The organism is Oricola sp. (assembly GCF_022763245.1).
GTDB lineage: Bacteria > Pseudomonadota > Alphaproteobacteria > Rhizobiales > Rhizobiaceae > Oricola.
The window spans coordinates 743,450-761,221 of the sequence record NZ_JALEGV010000041.1 but is presented as its reverse complement, the minus strand read 5'-3'; the positions used below and the strand labels follow the sequence as shown (position 1 = coordinate 761,221).

The following is a 17,772-nucleotide window of genomic DNA, read 5'->3' as shown; positions in this document are numbered from 1 at the left end:
CTGAAACGCGACCCCGCCATTCAATCGAGGCCGGAGGTGTCAGGGAGCGTCGAAATCCGACGGCTCGAAGGCATAGACCGTTGAGCAGTATTCGCACTTCACCACGATCTCGCCGTTCTCGACCGATTCCGCCCGCTCCTCCGGCGACAGGGACCGCAGCATGTCGGTCACGCGTTCGCGCGAGCAGGTGCAGCGGCTGACCACGGGCGCCGGTTCGCTTGCGGTCACGCCGCGCTCGTGAAACAGCCGATAGAGCAACGTGTGCACGCCGACGCCTTCGTCCACGAGTTCGTCGTCAGCGACAGTGTCGAGCAATGCCCGAACTTCCCGCCAGGCGTCGTCCTCGTCGACTTCGTGCAGTTCCGTGCCTTCGGGCGCGTCGCCCGGATGCAGATCGGCCATGCGCATGCGTTCCGGCGCTTCCGGCAGGAACTGCGCGAGGATGCCGCCGGCGCGCCAATGCGTGCTGGCGCCACCGTCCTCGCCGCGCAGGGTCAGCCGGCCCACGGCAAGGCGCAGTTCCGTCGGGATCTGTTCCGACTGGCGGAAATAGTTGCGCGCAACCTCCTCCAGCGAGGATCCGTCAAGCGCCACGATGCCCTGATACCGGCTCATATAGGCACCCTGGTCGACAGTCAGCGCCAGAACGCCCTTGCCGAGAAGCCCGGCGGGATCGGCGGTGCCATTTGCAACCGCGGCCTCGAGAGCCGTATCGTCCCAGCGCGCATAGGCGCGCACGCCATCCGGGGTCGTCAGTTCAACGACCAGCAGCGAGACGGCTCCCTCCGTCTGGCACTGGGCGATGAACTTGCCTTCAAATTTCAGCGACGTGCCGAGTAGCACCGTCAGCACGATCATCTCGCCAAGCAGGCGCGCCACCGGCTCGGGATAGGCGTGTCGGTCAAGGATGTCGTCGAGCAGCGGCCCGATCATGACGGCACGGCCGCGCGCATCGAGCGCATCGACGCGGAACGGGATCACAGCGTCGATGGGATCGGTGTCGCGCATGCCGGAAAACGCGATGTGCTCGCTCATCGTGCGACGATCCCCGCCCCCATGCACCAGGCGATGATCTCCTTTTGGGCGTGCAGCCGATTTTCGGCCTCGTCGAAGACCACCGATTGCGGGCCGTCGATCACCGCGTCGGTGACCTCCTCACCGCGGTGGGCCGGCAGGCAATGCATGAACAGGGCGTCGTCCTTGGCCTGGCCCATCAGATGCTCGTTGACCTGATACGGCATGAAGACGTTGTGGCCGCGCGCGCGATCCTCAAGCCCCATGGAAACCCAGGTGTCGGTCACGACGGCGTCGGCACCGGCAACGGCAGCTTCGGCGTCATGGCCCACCTTGACATCGGCACCCTGCGCACGCGCCCAGTCCAGGTAACGCTGCTGCGGCTCGTTGCCCTCGGGCACGGCGACGGAAAGATCGAAGCCGAATTGCGGCGCCGCCTCGATGAAGGAGTGCAGCACGTTGTTGCCGTCACCCGACCAGGCGACCCGGCGACCCGTGATCGGTCCGCGATGCTCCTCGAAGGTCATCACGTCGGCCATGATCTGGCAGGGATGCGTGTCGTCCGTGAGCGCGTTGATGACGGGCACCGTCGCGGCATCGGCGAGTTCGAGCAGGCGCTCGTGCTCCTTGGTGCGGATCATGATGACATCGACATAGCGCGACAGAACGCGCGCCGTATCCGCGATGGTCTCGTCACGCCCCAGCTGCATCTCGGTCCCGGTCAGCATGATCGTCTCGCCGCCGAGCTGCCGCATCGCAACGTCGAAGGAGACGCGGGTGCGTGTCGAGGGTTTCTCGAAGATCATCGCGAGCACCTTGCCGGCAAGCGGCTTGTCGGCCTCGCCTGCCTTCAGGGCGGCCTTGCGCTGGCGAGCGCCGTCGAGAATGGCGCGCAGTTCGTCGGCCGGAATGGCGGCTATGTCCAGAAAATGGCGAACACTCATGGTTTCGATCCAAATGCGATTTTCATCAAAGGCGCGGGAGGCGCGCCGGTCAAGCGTTGCCGCCCGAAAGGCCGGCAGCGGCGGCTTCGATGCGCTCCAAAGCGGTGGCGATATCTTCGTCGGTGGCGTTCAGCGGAGGCAGGAGGCGCACCACATTGTCGCCGGCGGGAACCGTCAGCATGTGCTGCGCGTAGAGCGCCTTCACGAAAACGGTGTTGGGCACGACGCATTTGAGGCCCAGCATCATGCCTTCGCCACGCACTTCCGCGAACACGTCGGGATAGCGGTCGACGACCGAGGCAAGGCCCTGCTTCAGCCGAAGCGCCTTCTCGTTGACGGCATCCAGAAAGCCGTCCTCGAGGACGACGTCCAGAACGGCATTGCCGACGGCCATGGCAAGCGGATTGCCGCCATAGGTCGTGCCGTGCGTGCCGGGCACCATGCCCTTCGCGGCCTCCGCCGTTGCGAGGCAGGCACCCATCGGGAAGCCTCCGCCGATCGCCTTGGCGACAGCCATGATATCCGGCTTGATACCCGCCCATTCATGCGCGAACAGCCGGCCGGTACGCCCCATCCCGCTCTGGATCTCGTCGAGAACCAGCAACAGGCCCTTCTCGTCGCAAAGGGCGCGCAGATCACGCAGGAACCGGATCGGCACCGGGCGGATGCCACCCTCGCCCTGAACGGGCTCGATCACGATCGCCGCCGTTTCCTCGGTGATCGCTGCCTTCAATGCGTCGAGATCGTCGAAGGGAACCTGGTCGAAGCCCTGGACCTTCGGTCCGAAGCCCTCGAGGTATTTGGGCTGTCCGCCGGCCGCAATCGTCGCGAGCGTCCGGCCATGGAACGCGCCCTCGAAGGTGATGATGCGATACCGTTCCGGATGGCCATTGGCGAAATGGTAGCGGCGTGCCGTCTTGATCGCGCATTCCATCGCCTCGGCGCCGGAATTGGTGAAGAACACCTTGTCCGCGAAGGTGGCATCGACCAGACGCTGGGCCAGACGGCGCTGCAGCGGCACCTCGTAGAGATTGGAGGTGTGCCAGAGCTTGCCTGCCTGCTCACGGAGCGTCTCGACCAGATGCGGATGGGCGTGTCCGAGCGCGCTGACGGCAATGCCGCCGCCGAAGTCGAGATATCGCTCGCCGCGCGTGTCGACGATCCAGGAGCCCTCACCATGGTCAAGGGCGATGTCGGCGCGTGCATAAGTCTCGAAAAGCGGCGATGGTTCGGTCATCTGACAGTCCCGCAAGGCTTGAAAACGAAAAAAGCCGCCTGTTGCGGCGGCATTTCGGTTTTATGTTCTGGCCGACCAAACGTCAATCACAAGCGGATTCCGGCCCGGCGCGCCTGAAAAACGCAAGTTGTTGAAAACCGGAAAATCCGATTCGCGAGAGACGGCGGACTCTTGTCAGCGAGTCAACGGGCATAGTAATTTGGCGCTGTGGCGGCGGGCTGCGCAGAGTAGATATCCCAAGTTTCGCGTTCAGGCGCCGGTTTTCCCCAAGGGAAGACCGAGCAACGGAGACGGATTCTGCGCTGAGAACAACACATGGAGATGACATTGAGTTGGACTGACGAACGCGTGGAGCTCTTGAAGAAACTGTGGAGCGAGGGCCAGAGCGCCAGCCAGATCGCCGCGCAGCTTGGAGGAGTCAGCCGCAACGCCGTTATCGGCAAGGTTCATCGTCTGAAACTCTCCGGTCGCGCGAAATCCGTCACGTCGAGCGCGCCGAAGACGAAACGCAATCCCGCGCCGCGGCCGCCGGCCTCCCGCGGCGGCGGTTTCGGCGGCAGCGCCGGCGGCGTCGGCAACGCCATCGGACGCACCGTCACTACCGTGACCCACACGGTTGGCGCCACCGTGATGAAGAACGAAATCGGCGCGCAGGCGCTGGCGGAAGCCGACACGCGGCCGATCGAGGATGTCGTCGTTCCCATTTCGAAGCAGTTGACGCTGGTGGAATTGAGCGAGAACACCTGCAAATGGCCGCAGGGCGACCCGCTGAGCGAGGAATTCCACTTCTGCGGCCATGCGTCGGATGAGGGCTCGCCCTATTGCAAGTACCACGCAAAGCTCGCCTATCAGCCCTCGTCGGATCGCCGGCGCGCGCGCTGAGCGCCTGACCGACTCCATCCGGAAATGACAAAAGGGCGGCCAATCGGTCGCCCTTTCTGATTTCCGATCCTGCGAAAACCGTCAGACGGCCTCGAGCGAATAGCCCGCGCCGCGCACGGTGCGGATGGGATCGCGCATCTTGCCGATATTGATCGATTTGCGCAGCCGGCCGATATGAACGTCGACTGTGCGGTCGTCGACGTAGATGTCCTCGCCCCAGACGCCGTCGAGCAACTGAGCGCGCGAGAAGACGCGGCCGGGGGCTTGGAGGAAGAACTCCAGCAGGCGAAACTCGGTCGGACCAAGCTTGATCTCGCGCCCATTGCGGTAGACGCGATGTGTCTCGCGGTCGAGTTCCAACTCGCCGACCTTGAGAACGCTGGCGACGATTTCCGGACGGGCGCGCCGCAGCATCGCCTTCACACGCGCCATCAGCTCCGGCGTCGAGAACGGCTTGACGACGTAGTCGTCCGCGCCCGTGGAGAGCCCGCGAATGCGCTCGCTCTCCTCGCCGCGTGCTGTCAGCATGATGATCGGGAGCCGCTGGGTCTCGGGACGCGCACGCAACCGGCGGCACAGCTCAATGCCGCTCAAGCCGGGCAGCATCCAGTCGAGGATCAAGAGATCGGGGACGGATTCCCTTAGCGCGATTTCCGCTTCGTCGCCGCGCAGTTCGGTATCGACGCGATAGCCTTCCGATTCCAGATTGTACTTCAGCAGAACGCTGAGCGCCTCTTCATCCTCGACAACCATCACCTTTGGCTGATTGCCCATGCGTATGCTCCCATGCATCAGTCATCCGACTGCTCGACCACGATCCGGTGCGTCTTGTCTTCCTTGGGTCGGTAGGCCGACAGGTGTTCGCCGGTGACGATGTAATAGACCGACTCGGCGACGTTCGTGGCGTGATCGCCGATCCGCTCGATGTTCTTGGCGCAGAACAGGAGATGCGTGCACGTCGTGATGTTGCGCGGATCCTCCATCATGTAGGTGAGGAGTTCGCGGAACAGCGAGGTGTACATCGCGTCGATCTCGTCGTCGCGGTCGCGGACCATGTTGATCCGCGTGACGGAGCGCGAACCGAAGGCGTCGAGCACTTCCTTCAACTGGGCAAGCGCAAGATCGCCAAGATGGTCAATGCCCCTGACGAGGGCAACCGAGTGGCCGCGTTCCGAGATCGCCACGACGCGCTTGGCGATGTTCTTGGCGAGATCGCCAACGCGTTCCAGATCACCGGCGATGCGGATGGTTGAGAAGACTTCGCGCAGGTCGCTGGCGACAGGCTGGCGCTGGGCGATGATCAGCACGACCTTTTCGTCCAATGTCGCCTGGGCCTCGTCGAGCAGCAGGTCATCGGTGATGACTTTCTGCGCGAGCGGGATGTCGGACTTGACCAGCGCGCGTATGGAATTTTCCACCATGCGTTCCGCCAGACCGCCCATCTCGGCGATCTTGTGGGCGAGGAACTTCATGTCCTCGTCGAACGCCGTCATGGTATGACTCATTTCAGCCATCGAATTCACTCCGGGTTGTACATTCAACCTTCAAACGGAAAGCCCGTGAGAGCTTCTTCTCCGCCAATTACTATTAGCATCAGCCGAAGCGGCCGGTAATGTAATCTTGCGTGCGCTTTTCGCTCGGGTTGGTGAAGATCGTCTTGGTGTCGCCGAACTCGACGAGTTCGCCAAGGTGGAACATCGCCGTGCGCTGCGAGACGCGGGCGGCCTGCTGCATGGAATGGGTGACGATGACGATCGTGTAATTCTCACGCAGTTCGTCGATCAGCTCCTCGACCTTCGCCGTCGCGATCGGGTCGAGCGCCGAGCAGGGCTCGTCCATCAGCAGGACTTCCGGTTCGGTCGCAACGGCGCGCGCGATGCACAGGCGCTGCTGCTGGCCGCCGGAAAGGCCGGTGCCGGGGGCGTTGAGGCGGTCCTTGACCTCTTCCCAGATCGCGCCACGGCGCAGAGCGCGCTCCACGATCTCGTCGAGATCCCCCTTGGAGCGGGCGAGGCCGTGGATGCGCGGGCCGTAGGCGATGTTGTCGTAGATCGACTTCGGGAACGGGTTCGGCTTCTGGAAGACCATGCCGACCTTGGCGCGCAGCTGCACCGGATCGACCTGCTTGTCGTAGATGTCCTCGCCGTCGATCTTGATCTCGCCTTCGACGCGGGCGACGTCAATGGTGTCGTTCATCCGGTTGAGGCAGCGCAGGAAGGTCGATTTGCCGCAGCCCGACGGGCCGATGAAGGCGGTCACGGTCCGGGATTCGAGGTCGACGTCCACGTCTCTCAGAGCATGGGTGTCGCCGTAATAGACCTGCACGTTGCGCGCGCTGATCTTCGTTTCTTTCGCTGCATTCATGGTGGCGCCCAATCTGGCTTCAGCCGCTTCGGTCTGCATCGTTTTCATGGTCTAACTCCTTACCAGCGGCGCTCGAAGCGGCGGCGTAGAATGATGGCGATGATGTTCATTGTCATGAGGAAGAGCAGGAGGACAATGATCCCTCCCCAGGCTTTCTCGTAGAAGCTCGCATCGGCGCGCGCCGCCCAGGTGTAGATCTGGGCCGGCATGGCCGAGTTGGCCTCGGTGAAGCCGGTCAGGAAGTTGTCCGGATAGCCGCGTGCGACGAAGCCGACCATGCCGATCAGCAGCAGCGGCGCGGTTTCGCCCAGCGCCTGCGCCAGGCCGATGATGGTGCCCGTCAAAATGCCGGGCATCGCCAGAGGCAGCACGTGGTGGAACACGGACTGCATCTTCGACGCGCCGACCCCGAGAGCGGCATCGCGAATGGACGGCGGGACCGCCTTCAAAGACGCGCGCGTCGAGATGATGATGGTCGGGAGCGTCATCAACGTCAGCACGAGGCCGCCCACCAGCGGCGCGGATTGCGGCAGGCCGGCGAACTGGATGAAGACCGCCAGACCGAGAATGCCGAACACGATGGAGGGCACCGCGGCGAGGTTGGAGATGTTCACCTCGATCAGGTCGGTAAACCAGTTCTTCGGCGCGAATTCCTCCAGGTAGATCGACGCGGCCACGCCGATCGGCAGGCTGAGCACGAGCACGACGACCATCATGAAGAAGGAGCCGATCACCGAGGCGCCGATGCCTGCTCCGCCCGGATTGTCCACGCCGGAGTCGGTGCCGGTGATGAAGGTCCAGTTGAAGTCGCTCTTGATGATCCCCGCCTCGTGCAATTCGTCGGCGAGGTCCAGATCTGTCACCTGCAGGAAGCGGCTGTCGCTGACATCTTCCCGCTTCAGGCGGCCGTTGAAATAGCCGTCGACGCGCGAAGAGGTCGGCAGGTCGAAGACCACTTCCTCGCCGAGCTTGTCCGGGTTGGCGAGATAGAAGTCGCGCATGATGCTGCCGACCTTGCCGATCAGGCGGTCGAGTGCTGCCGCGTCATACTCGACCTCGACACCGCGCTCGGAAAGCGCCTTGTCGAAGCCTTCGACGAAATAGGCCTGATAGGCACCCGTCTTCAGGAGCTTGCTCTCGGCGTCGTCGAACTGCTCCTGCGTGAGCGTGAAGTCCAGCTGGACGACCATCCGGGTGAACGCCGGAAGGCCATTGGCGATGATCGAGACGAACAGCACGACCAGGAAGAACAGGCCGATGATGACCGCACCCAGGCCATAGGCCTTGAACCGGGCTTCAGCGGCGTTGCGGCGCTTGGTGTGATCGTCCTGCGCCAGCAACGACACAAACGGACGACGGGCTTCGGCGGAGGCGCCAGTGACTGCAGTCGCGTCGGTCATTCGTACTGCTCCCGATATTTGCGGACAATGTAGAGGGCGAGGATGTTCAGCCCAAGCGTGATGATGAAGAGGGTCATGCCCAGCGCGAAGGCGACGAGCGCCTCGGGCGAAGCGAAGTCGCTGTCGCCCGTGAGCTGGCTGACGATCTTCGCCGTGACGGTGGTCATCGCCTCGAAGGGATTGAGCGACAGCTTGGCGGCCGCGCCGGCGCCGAGCACGACGATCATCGTTTCACCGATGGCACGAGAGGCGGCCAGCAGAATGGCGCCGACAATGCCGGGCAACGCTGCGGGTAGAACGACCTGGCGCACCGTTTCGGAATGCGTCGCACCCAGACCCAGCGAGCCGTCGCGCATGGCCTGCGGCACGGCGTTGATGATGTCGTCGGAGAGCGACGAGACGAAGGGGATCAGCATGATGCCCATGACGAGGCCCGCCGTCATCACGGCGGTGCCCGCCTTCATCCAGCCCAGACCGCCGTCGCCGAAGACGCTCAGCAGCAGGGGACCGACCGTCAGAAGCGCGAACAGGCCGTAGACGATGGTCGGGATGCCGGCCAGCACCTCGATCAGCGGCTTGGCGAAGGAGCGCATGCGCGGGCTTGCATATTCGGACAGGTAGATCGCGGCAAATAGCCCGATCGGCACCGATACGGCCAGCGCGATGAGCGAGATGTAGAGCGTGCCCCACAGAAGCGGAACGAAACCAAGTTCCGAAGAGCCGCCGCGGCCGGAGAAGCTCGGCGCCCATGTCGTGCCGAAGAAGAAGTCCGTCCACGCATAGAGGCGGAAGAACTCGGCGGTGTTGAAGATCAGGGAGAGGACGATGCCGATCGTCGTCAGGATCGCGATCGACGCCGCGCCGATGAGAATGTAGCGGATCGTCGTCTCGACCACGTTGCGCGCCCGGAAGTCCTTGTGCGAGCGCATGAGGGCGAAGCCGAAGCCGGCCAGCGCCACGCCGAGCACGACGATCGTCATGAACAGGTTGCCGGTGGCGTTGAGCGCGCGATAGTGCTGCGCGGCGCGCAGAACGGCCGGACCGACGTCGGAGCCCAGCGCCACGCCGATGGCGCCGAGACGATCGCGCACATCGGTGAATTCGGAGCGGATGCTGGCGGCATCCTCGGACGTCATCGCGCCCTGAGAGACCGCCTGGTCGAGGCCGTCGGCGACGCGCCGCACGTCCGACATCATCAGCCCGAGGGTGCTGCCTTCGCGAACCGCTTCAGGCGGAATGCTGCCTGCGACCTGGTTTTCGATGACGATGGGCTGTGCGATCAGCCAGACGATGAGGACCAGAAACGAAAACACCATCGTGAAGATGGCGACGCTCGAGCCGTAGTAGCTCGGCAGCGAATGCAGATCACGGATATTCCCGCCCGCGCTGGCCAGCGCTTTCTGGCGGCCCATGACATAGCCGATGACGGCCAATGCCAATACGATCAACACGATCCAGTGCACAGGCATCGCGCTTACCCCACAGCTCTGTGTTAGTGATGGAAGAGAAAGGGCGGTCCGAGTGAGGGACCGCCCCGAAGTCAGGCCGAGACCTGATTACATTGCCTGTTCGCCGGCGACCATTTCCTGGGTCTTGGCGAGTTCCGGGTCGGAGACGAGGCCGTAGTTGGCCAGCGGGCCCGACGGGCCGGCGATTTCGTCAGACACGAAGAACTGGGCGTATTCCTTCAGGCCCGGGATCACGCCGATATGCGCCTTCTTGATGTAGAAGAAGAGCGGACGCGAAACCGGATACTCGCCGGAAGCGATGGTCTCGGTGGACGGCTGGATGTCGGACATGGTCGCGACCTTCAGCTTGTCGGTGTTGTTTTCGTAGAAGGCCAGACCGAAGACGCCGATGCCGTTCGGGTTGGCGTCGATGCGGGCCAGGGTCTCGGTGTAGTCGCCGTCGATGTCGACCGACTTGCCGCCGTCCGTGCGGACGTCGAGGCAAGCGTCTTCAGCGTCGTCTTCCGACATGCCGGCAGCAACCATGGCTTCGAAAGCGCCGGTCGCTTCACAACCGATCAGCAGAACCTTCTCTTCGAAGACTTCGCGGGTGCCGTGCTTGGTGCCCGGGATGAACATGGCGATGCCGACGTCCGGCAAGTCCGAGTTGAACTCGGCCCAGTTGTTGTACGGGTTGTCGACGACTTCGCCGTTGACCAGAACCTTGGCGCCAATGGCGTTGAAGATGTCAGCCGGCTCGAAAGCGGTGAAGGCCGGGCCGTCTTTCTGCGAAGCGAAGACGATGCCATCGTAGCCGATGCGGACTTCGATGATGTCGGTGACGCCAGCTTCGGCGCAGGCGGTGACTTCTTTTTCGCGGATGGCGCGAGAGGCGTTGGCAATGTCGATGGTGTTTTCGCCGACGCCTTCGCAGAAGCGCTTCAGGCCAGCGGAAGAACCGCCGGACTCAACGACCGGGGTCGGGAAGTCGGTGTTCTCACCGAACAGTTCAGCGACGATCGAAGCGTAGGGCAGAACGGTGGACGAACCAGCGATCTGGACGTTGTCGCGCGACTGGGCCACGGCAGCAGACGTCAGCGCCGTCGCGCCGAGAGCTGCGACAAGTGCAATCTTGAGGGTTTTCATGAAGTTCTCCCGTTTGGGCATGTGTGAGCTCTGACCGGCACTCGCCGGACAACGGCGTTCTATCGCCTACGGGATAGAGCTTTTATGACAGCAAGAATACAGTTATGTGACACATTAAGTATCTGATTTTTAACTGATATCTTGAACGTCTGTGCGCGATTTCTCAATCCAGACGGGGATTGTGACAATGAAGGACGCACCCTTGCCGACCTGCGAGGTGATCGTCAGGCGGCCGACATGGCGGGTAAGAATATGCTTGACGATCGCCAGCCCCAGACCGGTTCCCTTCTTGGCGCGGCTCGACTCGACATCCACGCGGTAGAAGCGCTCGGTCAGTCGCGGGATATGGTCGGCCTCGATGCCCGGGCCGTGGTCGCGAATGGTCACGCGCAGACTGTCCACACCCGAATCCTGCGCGCGTTCGGCGACGATGTCGATGCGCTTTCCGGTCGCCGCGTAACGAATGGCGTTCTCGATCAGATTGGTGAACACCTGGATCAGCTCGTCGCGGCTGCCCCAGACCCGGCAAGCCGGCTCGTCGATGGCGGCGATCTCCTCGATCAGCTTGACGCCTGCCTCCTCGGCCGTCGGAGTCAATGCGACCCTCACGTGGCGCAGCACCTCGGCGACATCGACCGGCTCGAAATCGGTGCTGGCGAGCGCCGTCTCAAGGCGGCTGAGCGACAGGAGATCGTCGATCAGGCGCGACATGCGGTCGGCCTGCTCCTTCATGATCGGCAGGAACCGCTCATGGGCGGCCGCGTCGTTGCGTGCCGGACCGGACAGCGTTTCGATGAAGCCCGAAAGCGACGCCAGGGGAGTGCGCAATTCATGGCTCGCATTCGCGATGAAATCGGCCCGCATACGGCCGATGCGGCGGATTTCGCTCAGGTCGTGGAAATGCAGGAGAAACGGCGTCTCGCCGCCGATCTCAGGCGGAAGGCGTCTGATTGTCGCCTCGAACCAGCGCTCGATCGGGTAGCGCTCCGCGACCTCGACGGGACCCGGGCTCCCGCCCGACAGCGCGTCATTGATCATCTTGATCAATTCGGGGCTGCGAAAGCGCAGCAGGACCGAGGTGTCGCGCTCCAGCGTGTCCCCGAAATAGCGGACGCATGCCTTGTTGATCACCCGCATGGTGCCGCTCCGGTCGAGCAGAACGACGGGATCGGGCAGGCTGTCGAGAATGGCGTCGGCGCGCTCCCAGCCTTGGGCCGCCGTGGATTGCTGCGACAGGACCGCCTTGCGCTCCTCGCGGCTGCGCACGGGCGCGAACATGCCCACGGCCGTCATCACGGCCATGCCACCCAGCGCCAGCTTCCAGGGCAGATAACCGGAGACGGCAAACAGCGCGAACAGTCCGAAAGACGCGATCAGCGGCGAGCGATTGGAAAAAAGCCGGCGGCGCAGGGCGCTGTGAAAGCTTTCGGGTGCCGGCGGCGACGCCCACTCCCCGTCGCCAGGAGGTCCGCTGCGCATCTCAGTCATCGGGCACGTCCGACTGCGGGACGCGCGAGCGGAGCGTCTGGACGCCACCGACACGACGCCATAGTGTGGCCGGCCTTACGAAAGCAAATACGACGGCGATCGGACATGACAACGGAATCACGCGCGGTTGAATTGAACGTCGACGGCAAGAAACGGGTCTTCGACATTGACGATCCGAAACTGCCGGACTGGGTGGACGACAATGACATAACTGCAGGCGACTATCCCTACAAGAAGCGGATGGACAAGGGCGACTACGAGGACACGCTGGAGGCGCTGCAGATCCAGATCGTGGACATGCACACCCACATGCGCAACACGGGCAAGCGCATGATCGCCGTGTTCGAGGGACGCGACGCGGCCGGCAAGGGCGGTTCGATAAGCGTGCTGCACGAGTTCCTCAATCCGCGTACCGCGCGCAACGTGGCGCTGTCGAAGCCCTCCGACACCGAACGCGGCCAATGGTACTTCCAGCGCTATGTCGAGCACTTTCCAACGACGGGCGAATTGGTGAGCTTCGACCGGTCCTGGTACAATCGCGGCGGCGTGGAGCCGGTCATGGGTTTCTGCACGCCCGAACAGCACAAGGCCTTCCTGCACGACGTTCCGGAATTCGAGAAAATGATTGTCGAGGAAGGCATCATCTTCTTCAAGTTCTGGCTGAACATCGGCCAGGAAACGCAATTGAAGCGGTTTCACGACCGTCGCCACAGCCCGTTGAAATACTGGAAGCTGTCCGACATCGACATCGAGGGCATGCGCAAGTGGGACGACTACACGCTGGCGCGCGACACGATGATCCAGGCGACGCATACCAGCCACGCGCCGTGGACGGTCGTCAAGATGAACGACAAGCGACGCGGCCGCATCGAAGTGCTGCGCCACATCCTCATGAACACCGATTTCGAGGGCAAGGACGCCGACGCCATCGGCAGCCCCGACCCCAAGATCATCGGCCCCGGCCCGATGGCGCTGGAGCGATAGACCCGGTTACTGCTCGAGTTCGCGCACCCGCACGCCCGAAAGCTTGACCGAGCGGCCGCGGTTTTCCAGGTCGGTGACGATCAGCAGGCGGCCCGGACCGGACACGCCGACGCCGGAGGGCAGATCGACGCGGAACAGGAATTCGTTGTCGCTCGGGATCACGTCGAAGCGCAGCCGGCCGCAATCGCCGAAGCTGGCGAGGTCGCAGGTTACCGACATCTGCGTCTCGGCATCGTCGTCGGAACGCGCGGTGATGGAGAACTGCGCCGTCTTGCCGGCCAGCATTTCCAGCGTTCCCGGCGGAACCTCGATGCCGACCACGCTGTCGGCGTCCGGCGAGGTGATGCGGGCGAAACGACCGAACGGGTCGCCGTCGATGGCCGCGCTGGCGTTGCCCTGAAGCGAGATCGTTGTCGGATCGGACGGCTCGAACAGGGTGATCCAGCCGCTCTCGACCTCTCCGGCCGCCGCGATGCGGGCCGGGCCGGATGACGCCGTCCCCGGGTTGCCGGCGCCGGGGAAACTCTCGTTTTCCAGCTCGAGCGGCGGGTTGGGCACCGAGGTGTCGCGCTCGGCCTCGGTTTGAAGCGCCCCGGTCGACATCACCCACCAGGCGCCCGCGCCGACCAGCGCAACGAGAACCGCCACTGTCAGGAGCATCGCGAACGGCGCACGACGCGGTCTGACGCGGGAGCCTCGGGAAGCCCGGTCATCACCCGCGAAATCGTCAAATTGTTCGGATGGCCTTCGGCGCGGTTCGGCGCGCAGATGGGCGGCGGTGTCGGGCTCGGGGGCAGCCTGCGCCGGCTTTCTCCGCTGCTGGCGGCGGCCGGTGTCGCGACGTTCGGCTGCAATCACGGGTTCGCGCTGTTCCGGGCGGATCCTGCCAGGCCGCTCGCGCGGCGGCGCGACGCGGCCGTCAGCGCGCAGGTCGGGCGCGATGTTCAGGGCACCGGGATCGCTGTAGAGCGCCTCATATTCGGCTTCGGTGGTGCGGATCGCCTGCGCCAGCCGCTGCTTTTGGCGTTTGCGTCGCTCGGGGTCTGCCTCGGTCGCGGTGACGCGTTCGATCGCCTCGATCGCCGAGCGATAGACCTGCTGACGATACGCCGGATCGGACGCGTCGCCCTTGGACAGCCTGCTTCTCAGTGCTTGTTCAAGTTCGTTCACAAATATCAGCCCCGGGTGCCGGCGCCTCGCCCACCGGATTTGTCTTTCTTTGCAATCCGTACCGATTTGGCATAATCGCCAGCCGGAGAAAAGCGCTTGCGACGATAATGCCGGTATATGGCGAAGTTGCGAGATGCGTTCACGGCGGCGGCTTGCCTCCGGCACGCATTCTGATAGGCCTTACGTTTACGAAAACGTCAAAATCAAGGGAGGAAACGATGGCATTGCCGTCAATCCTGCAGGACAATCTCCAATTGCCGGTCGTGGCAGCGCCGCTGTTCATCATTTCCCATCCTCCTCTCGTCACCGCGCAGTGCAAGGCGGGCGTCGTCGGTTCGTTTCCGGCGCTGAACGCGCGGCCGGAAAGCCAGCTTGACGAATGGCTTGCCCAGATCACCGAGGAACTGGCCGATCACGACGCCAAGAACCCGGACCGGCCGGCGGCCCCCTTCGCCGTCAACCAGATCGTGCACATGTCCAACAGGCGGCTGGAGCACGACCTGACCATGTGCGTGAAATACAAGGTTCCGATCGTCATCTCGTCGCTCGGCGCGGTGCCGGAGGTCAACGACGCGATCCATTCCTATGGCGGCATCGTGCTGCACGACGTGATCAACAACCGTCACGCCCATTCGGCGATTCGCAAGGGTGCCGACGGCCTGATCGCGGTGGCGGCGGGTGCCGGCGGCCATGCCGGGCCGCTCTCGCCCTTCGCCCTGGTGCAGGAGATCCGCGAATGGTTCGACGGGCCTCTGCTGTTGTCGGGCGCGATCGCAAACGGACGCTCGATCCTGGCGGCGCAGGCGATGGGCGCGGACATGGCCTATATCGGCTCCCCCTTCATCGCCACGCCCGAGGCACGCGCGACGGACGACTACAAGCAGATGGTCGTCGACAGCGAAGCCAAGGACATCGTCTATTCCAACTTCTTCACCGGCATCCACGGCAATTACCTGAAGCCGTCCGTCGCCAATGCCGGCATGGATCCGGACAACCTGCCGGAGGCCGACCCGTCGAAGATGGATTTCGACAAGGCGGCGACGCCGGGCGCCAAGGCCTGGAAGGACATTTGGGGTTCGGGCCAGGGTATCGGCGCGGTCAAGGACGTCGTTCCCGTCGCAGATCTCGTCGGCCGATTGAAGGGCGAGTATGCAGAGGCCAAGGCCGCGCTCTGCGGTTGAGGCCGCTGGCGCGTTGCCCATCATCCCGGTGGACCCTCGCGCGGCCTTGCTCTAACAATCGCAGGCCGCGCAGTTCGAACGGAATCCGGGCCTTGCGGAGTGCCGTTTCGGCATGCTGCGGGTCCGCTGTCGGACCATCGTCGCCGGCAAGTCCCAATCGGGCCAAGGAAACGATGACACGAACCGACACGTCCGACTCTTGCTGCAAGGCCGGAAAACCCTCGTCCACGAACGCTGCCGCATACGATCCCGTGGCGACGCATGCGCGTTACATCGCCCGATCCATGGCCGTCACGCCCGGCGGCCCGGCGCTGACCGACGAACTGCGCGCCGGCATGAAGGGTATTCCAGGCGGCATTTTCGAAATGGGCGCACGGCGATCAACCTTTCCGGCCGACCTCGACAGTCCGCGCCGCAAGGTCAAGGTCTCGCCGTTCCTCATGGCGCCGACCACCGTGACGAACAGCGACTTCGCCCGCTTCGTGGAAGCGACCGGATACAGCACCGTCGCCGAAGAGGAGGGGTGGAGCTACGTCTTCCACCTGCTGCTGGGCGACAATCTGGCAAACTGGCCGGAGAGCCCTCCCGGGCTGCCATGGTGGCGCAAGGTCGACGGGGCCCGCTGGTCCGCGCCCGAGGGGCCGGGCAGCGACGTCACGTCTCGCCCGGACCATCCTGTCGTGCATGTCACGTGGTACGACGCTGTCGCCTATGCGCGGTGGGGCGGATTGCGCCTGCCGCGCGAAGCCGAATGGGAGTTCGCGGCGCGCGGAGGCCTGAAGAACAAGAAATTTCCGTGGGGCAACGACATGATGCCGGGCGGGCGTTATGCGATGAACACGTTCCAGGGCGAGTTTCCAAAGGTCAACACCGGCGATGACGGGTGGATCGGAACCGCCTCGGCGGACGCGTTCGAACCGAACGGCTACGGCCTCTACACCATGACGGGCAACGTCTGGGAATGGGTGCAGGACTTCTTCGGCGCCCTGCCCGAGGCGGGCGTGATGCCAGCGACGGACCCGGTCGGCCCCGCAGGCGGCTATGCCCGCGTCCAGCGCGGCGGCTCCTATCTTTGCCATGTCAGCTATTGCGACCGGTATCACGTCCATTCGCGCACGCAGAACGATCCCGACAGCTCGGCCGGTAATGGCGGGTTCCGGGTGGCCGCGGACGCGTGATCAGGGCGCGAGCCTGACGATGTCCTCGGGCTTCCATCCCGCCTCGAGCGCCGCCACGTCGGGTCCGTAGAGGCGAAAGATCGCCGCCCAATTGTGGCCCGGCGCGGTTTCCATCCAATGCTGCGCACCCGCCGGCCGCTCGGGAGCGAATACGATCTCGACAGGCCGGCCGGTGCCGTCATCCGGCAGCGCCAGGGAATTGAACTCGACGGCCTGCGCGCCACGAATGAACCGGAAGGTCACCGCATCGTAGATCGCGAGCGCCCAGAACTGGCGGGCGGGCACCGGCGTCGGGATCGAGAGCTGGTAGGTCTCGTCGCCACGCAAGGGATCGCCCGCAGAATCGCAGACGACATGAAAGAAGCGCGCGGCGCCGGCCGTCTTCGGCACGCCGCACATGCGATAGGCAAGCGCCGCGCGCCGATCGTAGTCAAGGCGCTCGTCGCTCAGGATCGGCTTGGCTGTCTGGGCATGCTGGATGTAGGTCGGCGATCCCCAGCGGCGATCGGGCCAGAGCGGATTGATTTCAAGATTGTCCGCCAGCATCTGCGCTTGCGCTTCACGCGCGGCGCGGGCGAGCGTTTCTCGCTGCGACGCGTCCGGTTCGAAGGGCTTGTCCCGCCCGATCCCCAGCGTGTGCGCCATGCCCATCGCGACGAGGTCCGTCCGGCCCACCGGTTCGTCACGCAGGATCGCGGCCAACCGGTCGAAGAAGGTGTCGTCCATCTCCGGAAACGCCTCGAAAGGCTTGCCCGCAATGTCGATGAACCGCTGCTCGTCGGTCGCGTCCATTTCAGCGATCCTGAGGCCGTGAATATGCGCCTGCGTGCGCGCCACGCCTTCGTCTCCATAGTCGGCCGGAATGGCGCGGAAGAGGATGTAGGCGTTGCGCGTCGGACAGCGGACGATCGCCGCGTCATCCGGAACAGGGCCCGAATAGCCAGGCGGCAGGATGGCGTAGACACCACCCCGGCCGGCATCCTCTCCGGCAGGCCCGACATCGGCGAGCGCATTCTGCCAGCAATCGAAGATGCTTCCGTAGAGCCCCGATCCCTCCGTCGGCGGCAAGGTCAGGATCACCGGTCGGTCCGTGAGACGCAGTGACGAGAACGCGTAGTAAGTCGTCGCGTTCGGCGTGGTGATCTGCCAGCGCCAATCCGGCAGACGCGAGAAATAGACGATGTCGCCAAACCGCGCCCCGCAATCGTGGAACGCCTCGATCATGGCCTGGGTGGAGGCGGCCGGCATGCCCCAAATGGCAGCCTCGACCGCACGGCGATAATAGCGGCGCGCCATCCAGCCGGCGTCTTCTGCGGGTTCGGTCATGTCGGCGCTT

The 17,772-nt window shown here is 64.1% G+C and carries 16 protein-coding genes; 4 read left to right on the top strand and 12 right to left on the bottom strand.

The annotated features are described in order from the left end of the window. Window positions 1–39: 39 nt before the first annotated feature. The 3 genes from MRY80_RS24250 to MRY80_RS24240 are packed head-to-tail and all read right to left on the bottom strand — an operon-like array spanning window position 40 to window position 3,195. Complete coding sequence (locus MRY80_RS24250; RefSeq protein WP_293293954.1) at window positions 40–1,035, bottom strand: Hsp33 family molecular chaperone; 996 nt, start codon at window positions 1,033–1,035, stop codon at window positions 40–42. Then, entirely contained in the window at window positions 1,032–1,958 is a 927-nt protein-coding gene (gene argF, locus MRY80_RS24245) for an ornithine carbamoyltransferase (RefSeq protein ID WP_293293953.1), read from the bottom strand. Before argF ends, MRY80_RS24250 begins: the two co-directional genes overlap by 4 nt. Before the next feature lie 49 nt (window positions 1,959–2,007). Then, window positions 2,008–3,195: an aspartate aminotransferase family protein gene (locus MRY80_RS24240; protein ID WP_293293951.1), complete on the bottom strand. Its 1,188-nt coding sequence runs from the start codon at window positions 3,193–3,195 to the stop codon at window positions 2,008–2,010. 327 nt (window positions 3,196–3,522) lie between these two features. On the opposite strand from MRY80_RS24240, the gene MRY80_RS24235 reads away from it, so the two are divergent. Beyond that, a complete protein-coding gene (locus MRY80_RS24235) occupies window positions 3,523–4,077 on the top strand; it encodes a GcrA family cell cycle regulator (RefSeq protein WP_293293949.1) in 555 nt (184 codons plus the stop codon). Window positions 4,078–4,158: 81 nt separating this feature from the next. Here MRY80_RS24235 and phoB read toward each other — a convergent pair whose 3' ends face one another. From phoB to MRY80_RS24200, 7 genes are all read right to left on the bottom strand, one after another. Further along, window positions 4,159–4,851 (bottom strand): phosphate regulon transcriptional regulator PhoB, encoded by a 693-nt coding sequence (phoB, locus tag MRY80_RS24230; protein ID WP_293293947.1) that lies wholly within the window; start codon window positions 4,849–4,851, stop codon window positions 4,159–4,161. A gap of 17 nt (window positions 4,852–4,868) precedes the next feature. Further along, window positions 4,869–5,582: a phosphate signaling complex protein PhoU gene (phoU, locus tag MRY80_RS24225; RefSeq protein ID WP_293294227.1), complete on the bottom strand. Its 714-nt coding sequence runs from the start codon at window positions 5,580–5,582 to the stop codon at window positions 4,869–4,871. 88 nt (window positions 5,583–5,670) lie between these two features. After that, the gene (gene pstB / locus MRY80_RS24220; RefSeq protein WP_293294225.1) at window positions 5,671–6,441 is read right to left on the bottom strand and encodes a phosphate ABC transporter ATP-binding protein PstB; all 771 of its coding nucleotides are present in this window, start codon (window positions 6,439–6,441) and stop codon (window positions 5,671–5,673) included. A gap of 59 nt (window positions 6,442–6,500) precedes the next feature. Further along, on the bottom strand, window positions 6,501–7,841 hold the full coding sequence (gene pstA / locus MRY80_RS24215; RefSeq protein ID WP_293293945.1) for a phosphate ABC transporter permease PstA: 1,341 nt from the start codon (window positions 7,839–7,841) through the stop codon (window positions 6,501–6,503). Beyond that, window positions 7,838–9,310 carry a phosphate ABC transporter permease subunit PstC gene (gene pstC / locus MRY80_RS24210; protein WP_293293943.1) on the bottom strand — a complete coding sequence of 491 codons (1,473 nt, stop codon included), beginning with the start codon at window positions 9,308–9,310 and terminating at the stop codon, window positions 7,838–7,840. Before pstC ends, pstA begins: the two co-directional genes overlap by 4 nt. A gap of 87 nt (window positions 9,311–9,397) precedes the next feature. After that, a complete protein-coding gene (locus tag MRY80_RS24205; RefSeq protein WP_293293942.1) occupies window positions 9,398–10,435 on the bottom strand; it encodes a substrate-binding domain-containing protein in 1,038 nt (345 codons plus the stop codon). Between the two features lie 129 nt (window positions 10,436–10,564). Continuing rightward, window positions 10,565–11,923, bottom strand: a complete 1,359-nt coding sequence (locus MRY80_RS24200) for an ATP-binding protein (protein WP_293293940.1) — start codon at window positions 11,921–11,923, stop codon at window positions 10,565–10,567. Between the two features lie 105 nt (window positions 11,924–12,028). On the opposite strand from MRY80_RS24200, the gene ppk2 reads away from it, so the two are divergent. Next, entirely contained in the window at window positions 12,029–12,907 is an 879-nt protein-coding gene (ppk2, locus tag MRY80_RS24195; RefSeq protein WP_293293939.1) for a polyphosphate kinase 2, read from the top strand. 6 nt (window positions 12,908–12,913) lie between these two features. On the opposite strand, the gene MRY80_RS24190 is transcribed toward ppk2, so the two are convergent. Further along, window positions 12,914–14,077, bottom strand: coding sequence for a hypothetical protein (locus MRY80_RS24190; RefSeq protein WP_293293937.1), 1,164 nt, complete (start codon window positions 14,075–14,077; stop codon window positions 12,914–12,916). Between the two features lie 218 nt (window positions 14,078–14,295). Between MRY80_RS24190 and MRY80_RS24185 the strand changes: the two genes are divergently transcribed. After that, entirely contained in the window at window positions 14,296–15,258 is a 963-nt protein-coding gene (locus tag MRY80_RS24185) for a nitronate monooxygenase family protein (protein ID WP_293293935.1), read from the top strand. A 251-nt stretch (window positions 15,259–15,509) separates the two neighbouring features. Continuing rightward, the gene (locus tag MRY80_RS24180) at window positions 15,510–16,436 is read left to right on the top strand and encodes a formylglycine-generating enzyme family protein (protein WP_293293933.1); all 927 of its coding nucleotides are present in this window, start codon (window positions 15,510–15,512) and stop codon (window positions 16,434–16,436) included. On the opposite strand, the gene MRY80_RS24175 is transcribed toward MRY80_RS24180, so the two are convergent. Further along, a complete protein-coding gene (locus tag MRY80_RS24175) occupies window positions 16,437–17,762 on the bottom strand; it encodes a DUF1254 domain-containing protein (protein WP_293293931.1) in 1,326 nt (441 codons plus the stop codon). It abuts the gene before it with no gap. Window positions 17,763–17,772 lie beyond the last annotated feature (10 nt).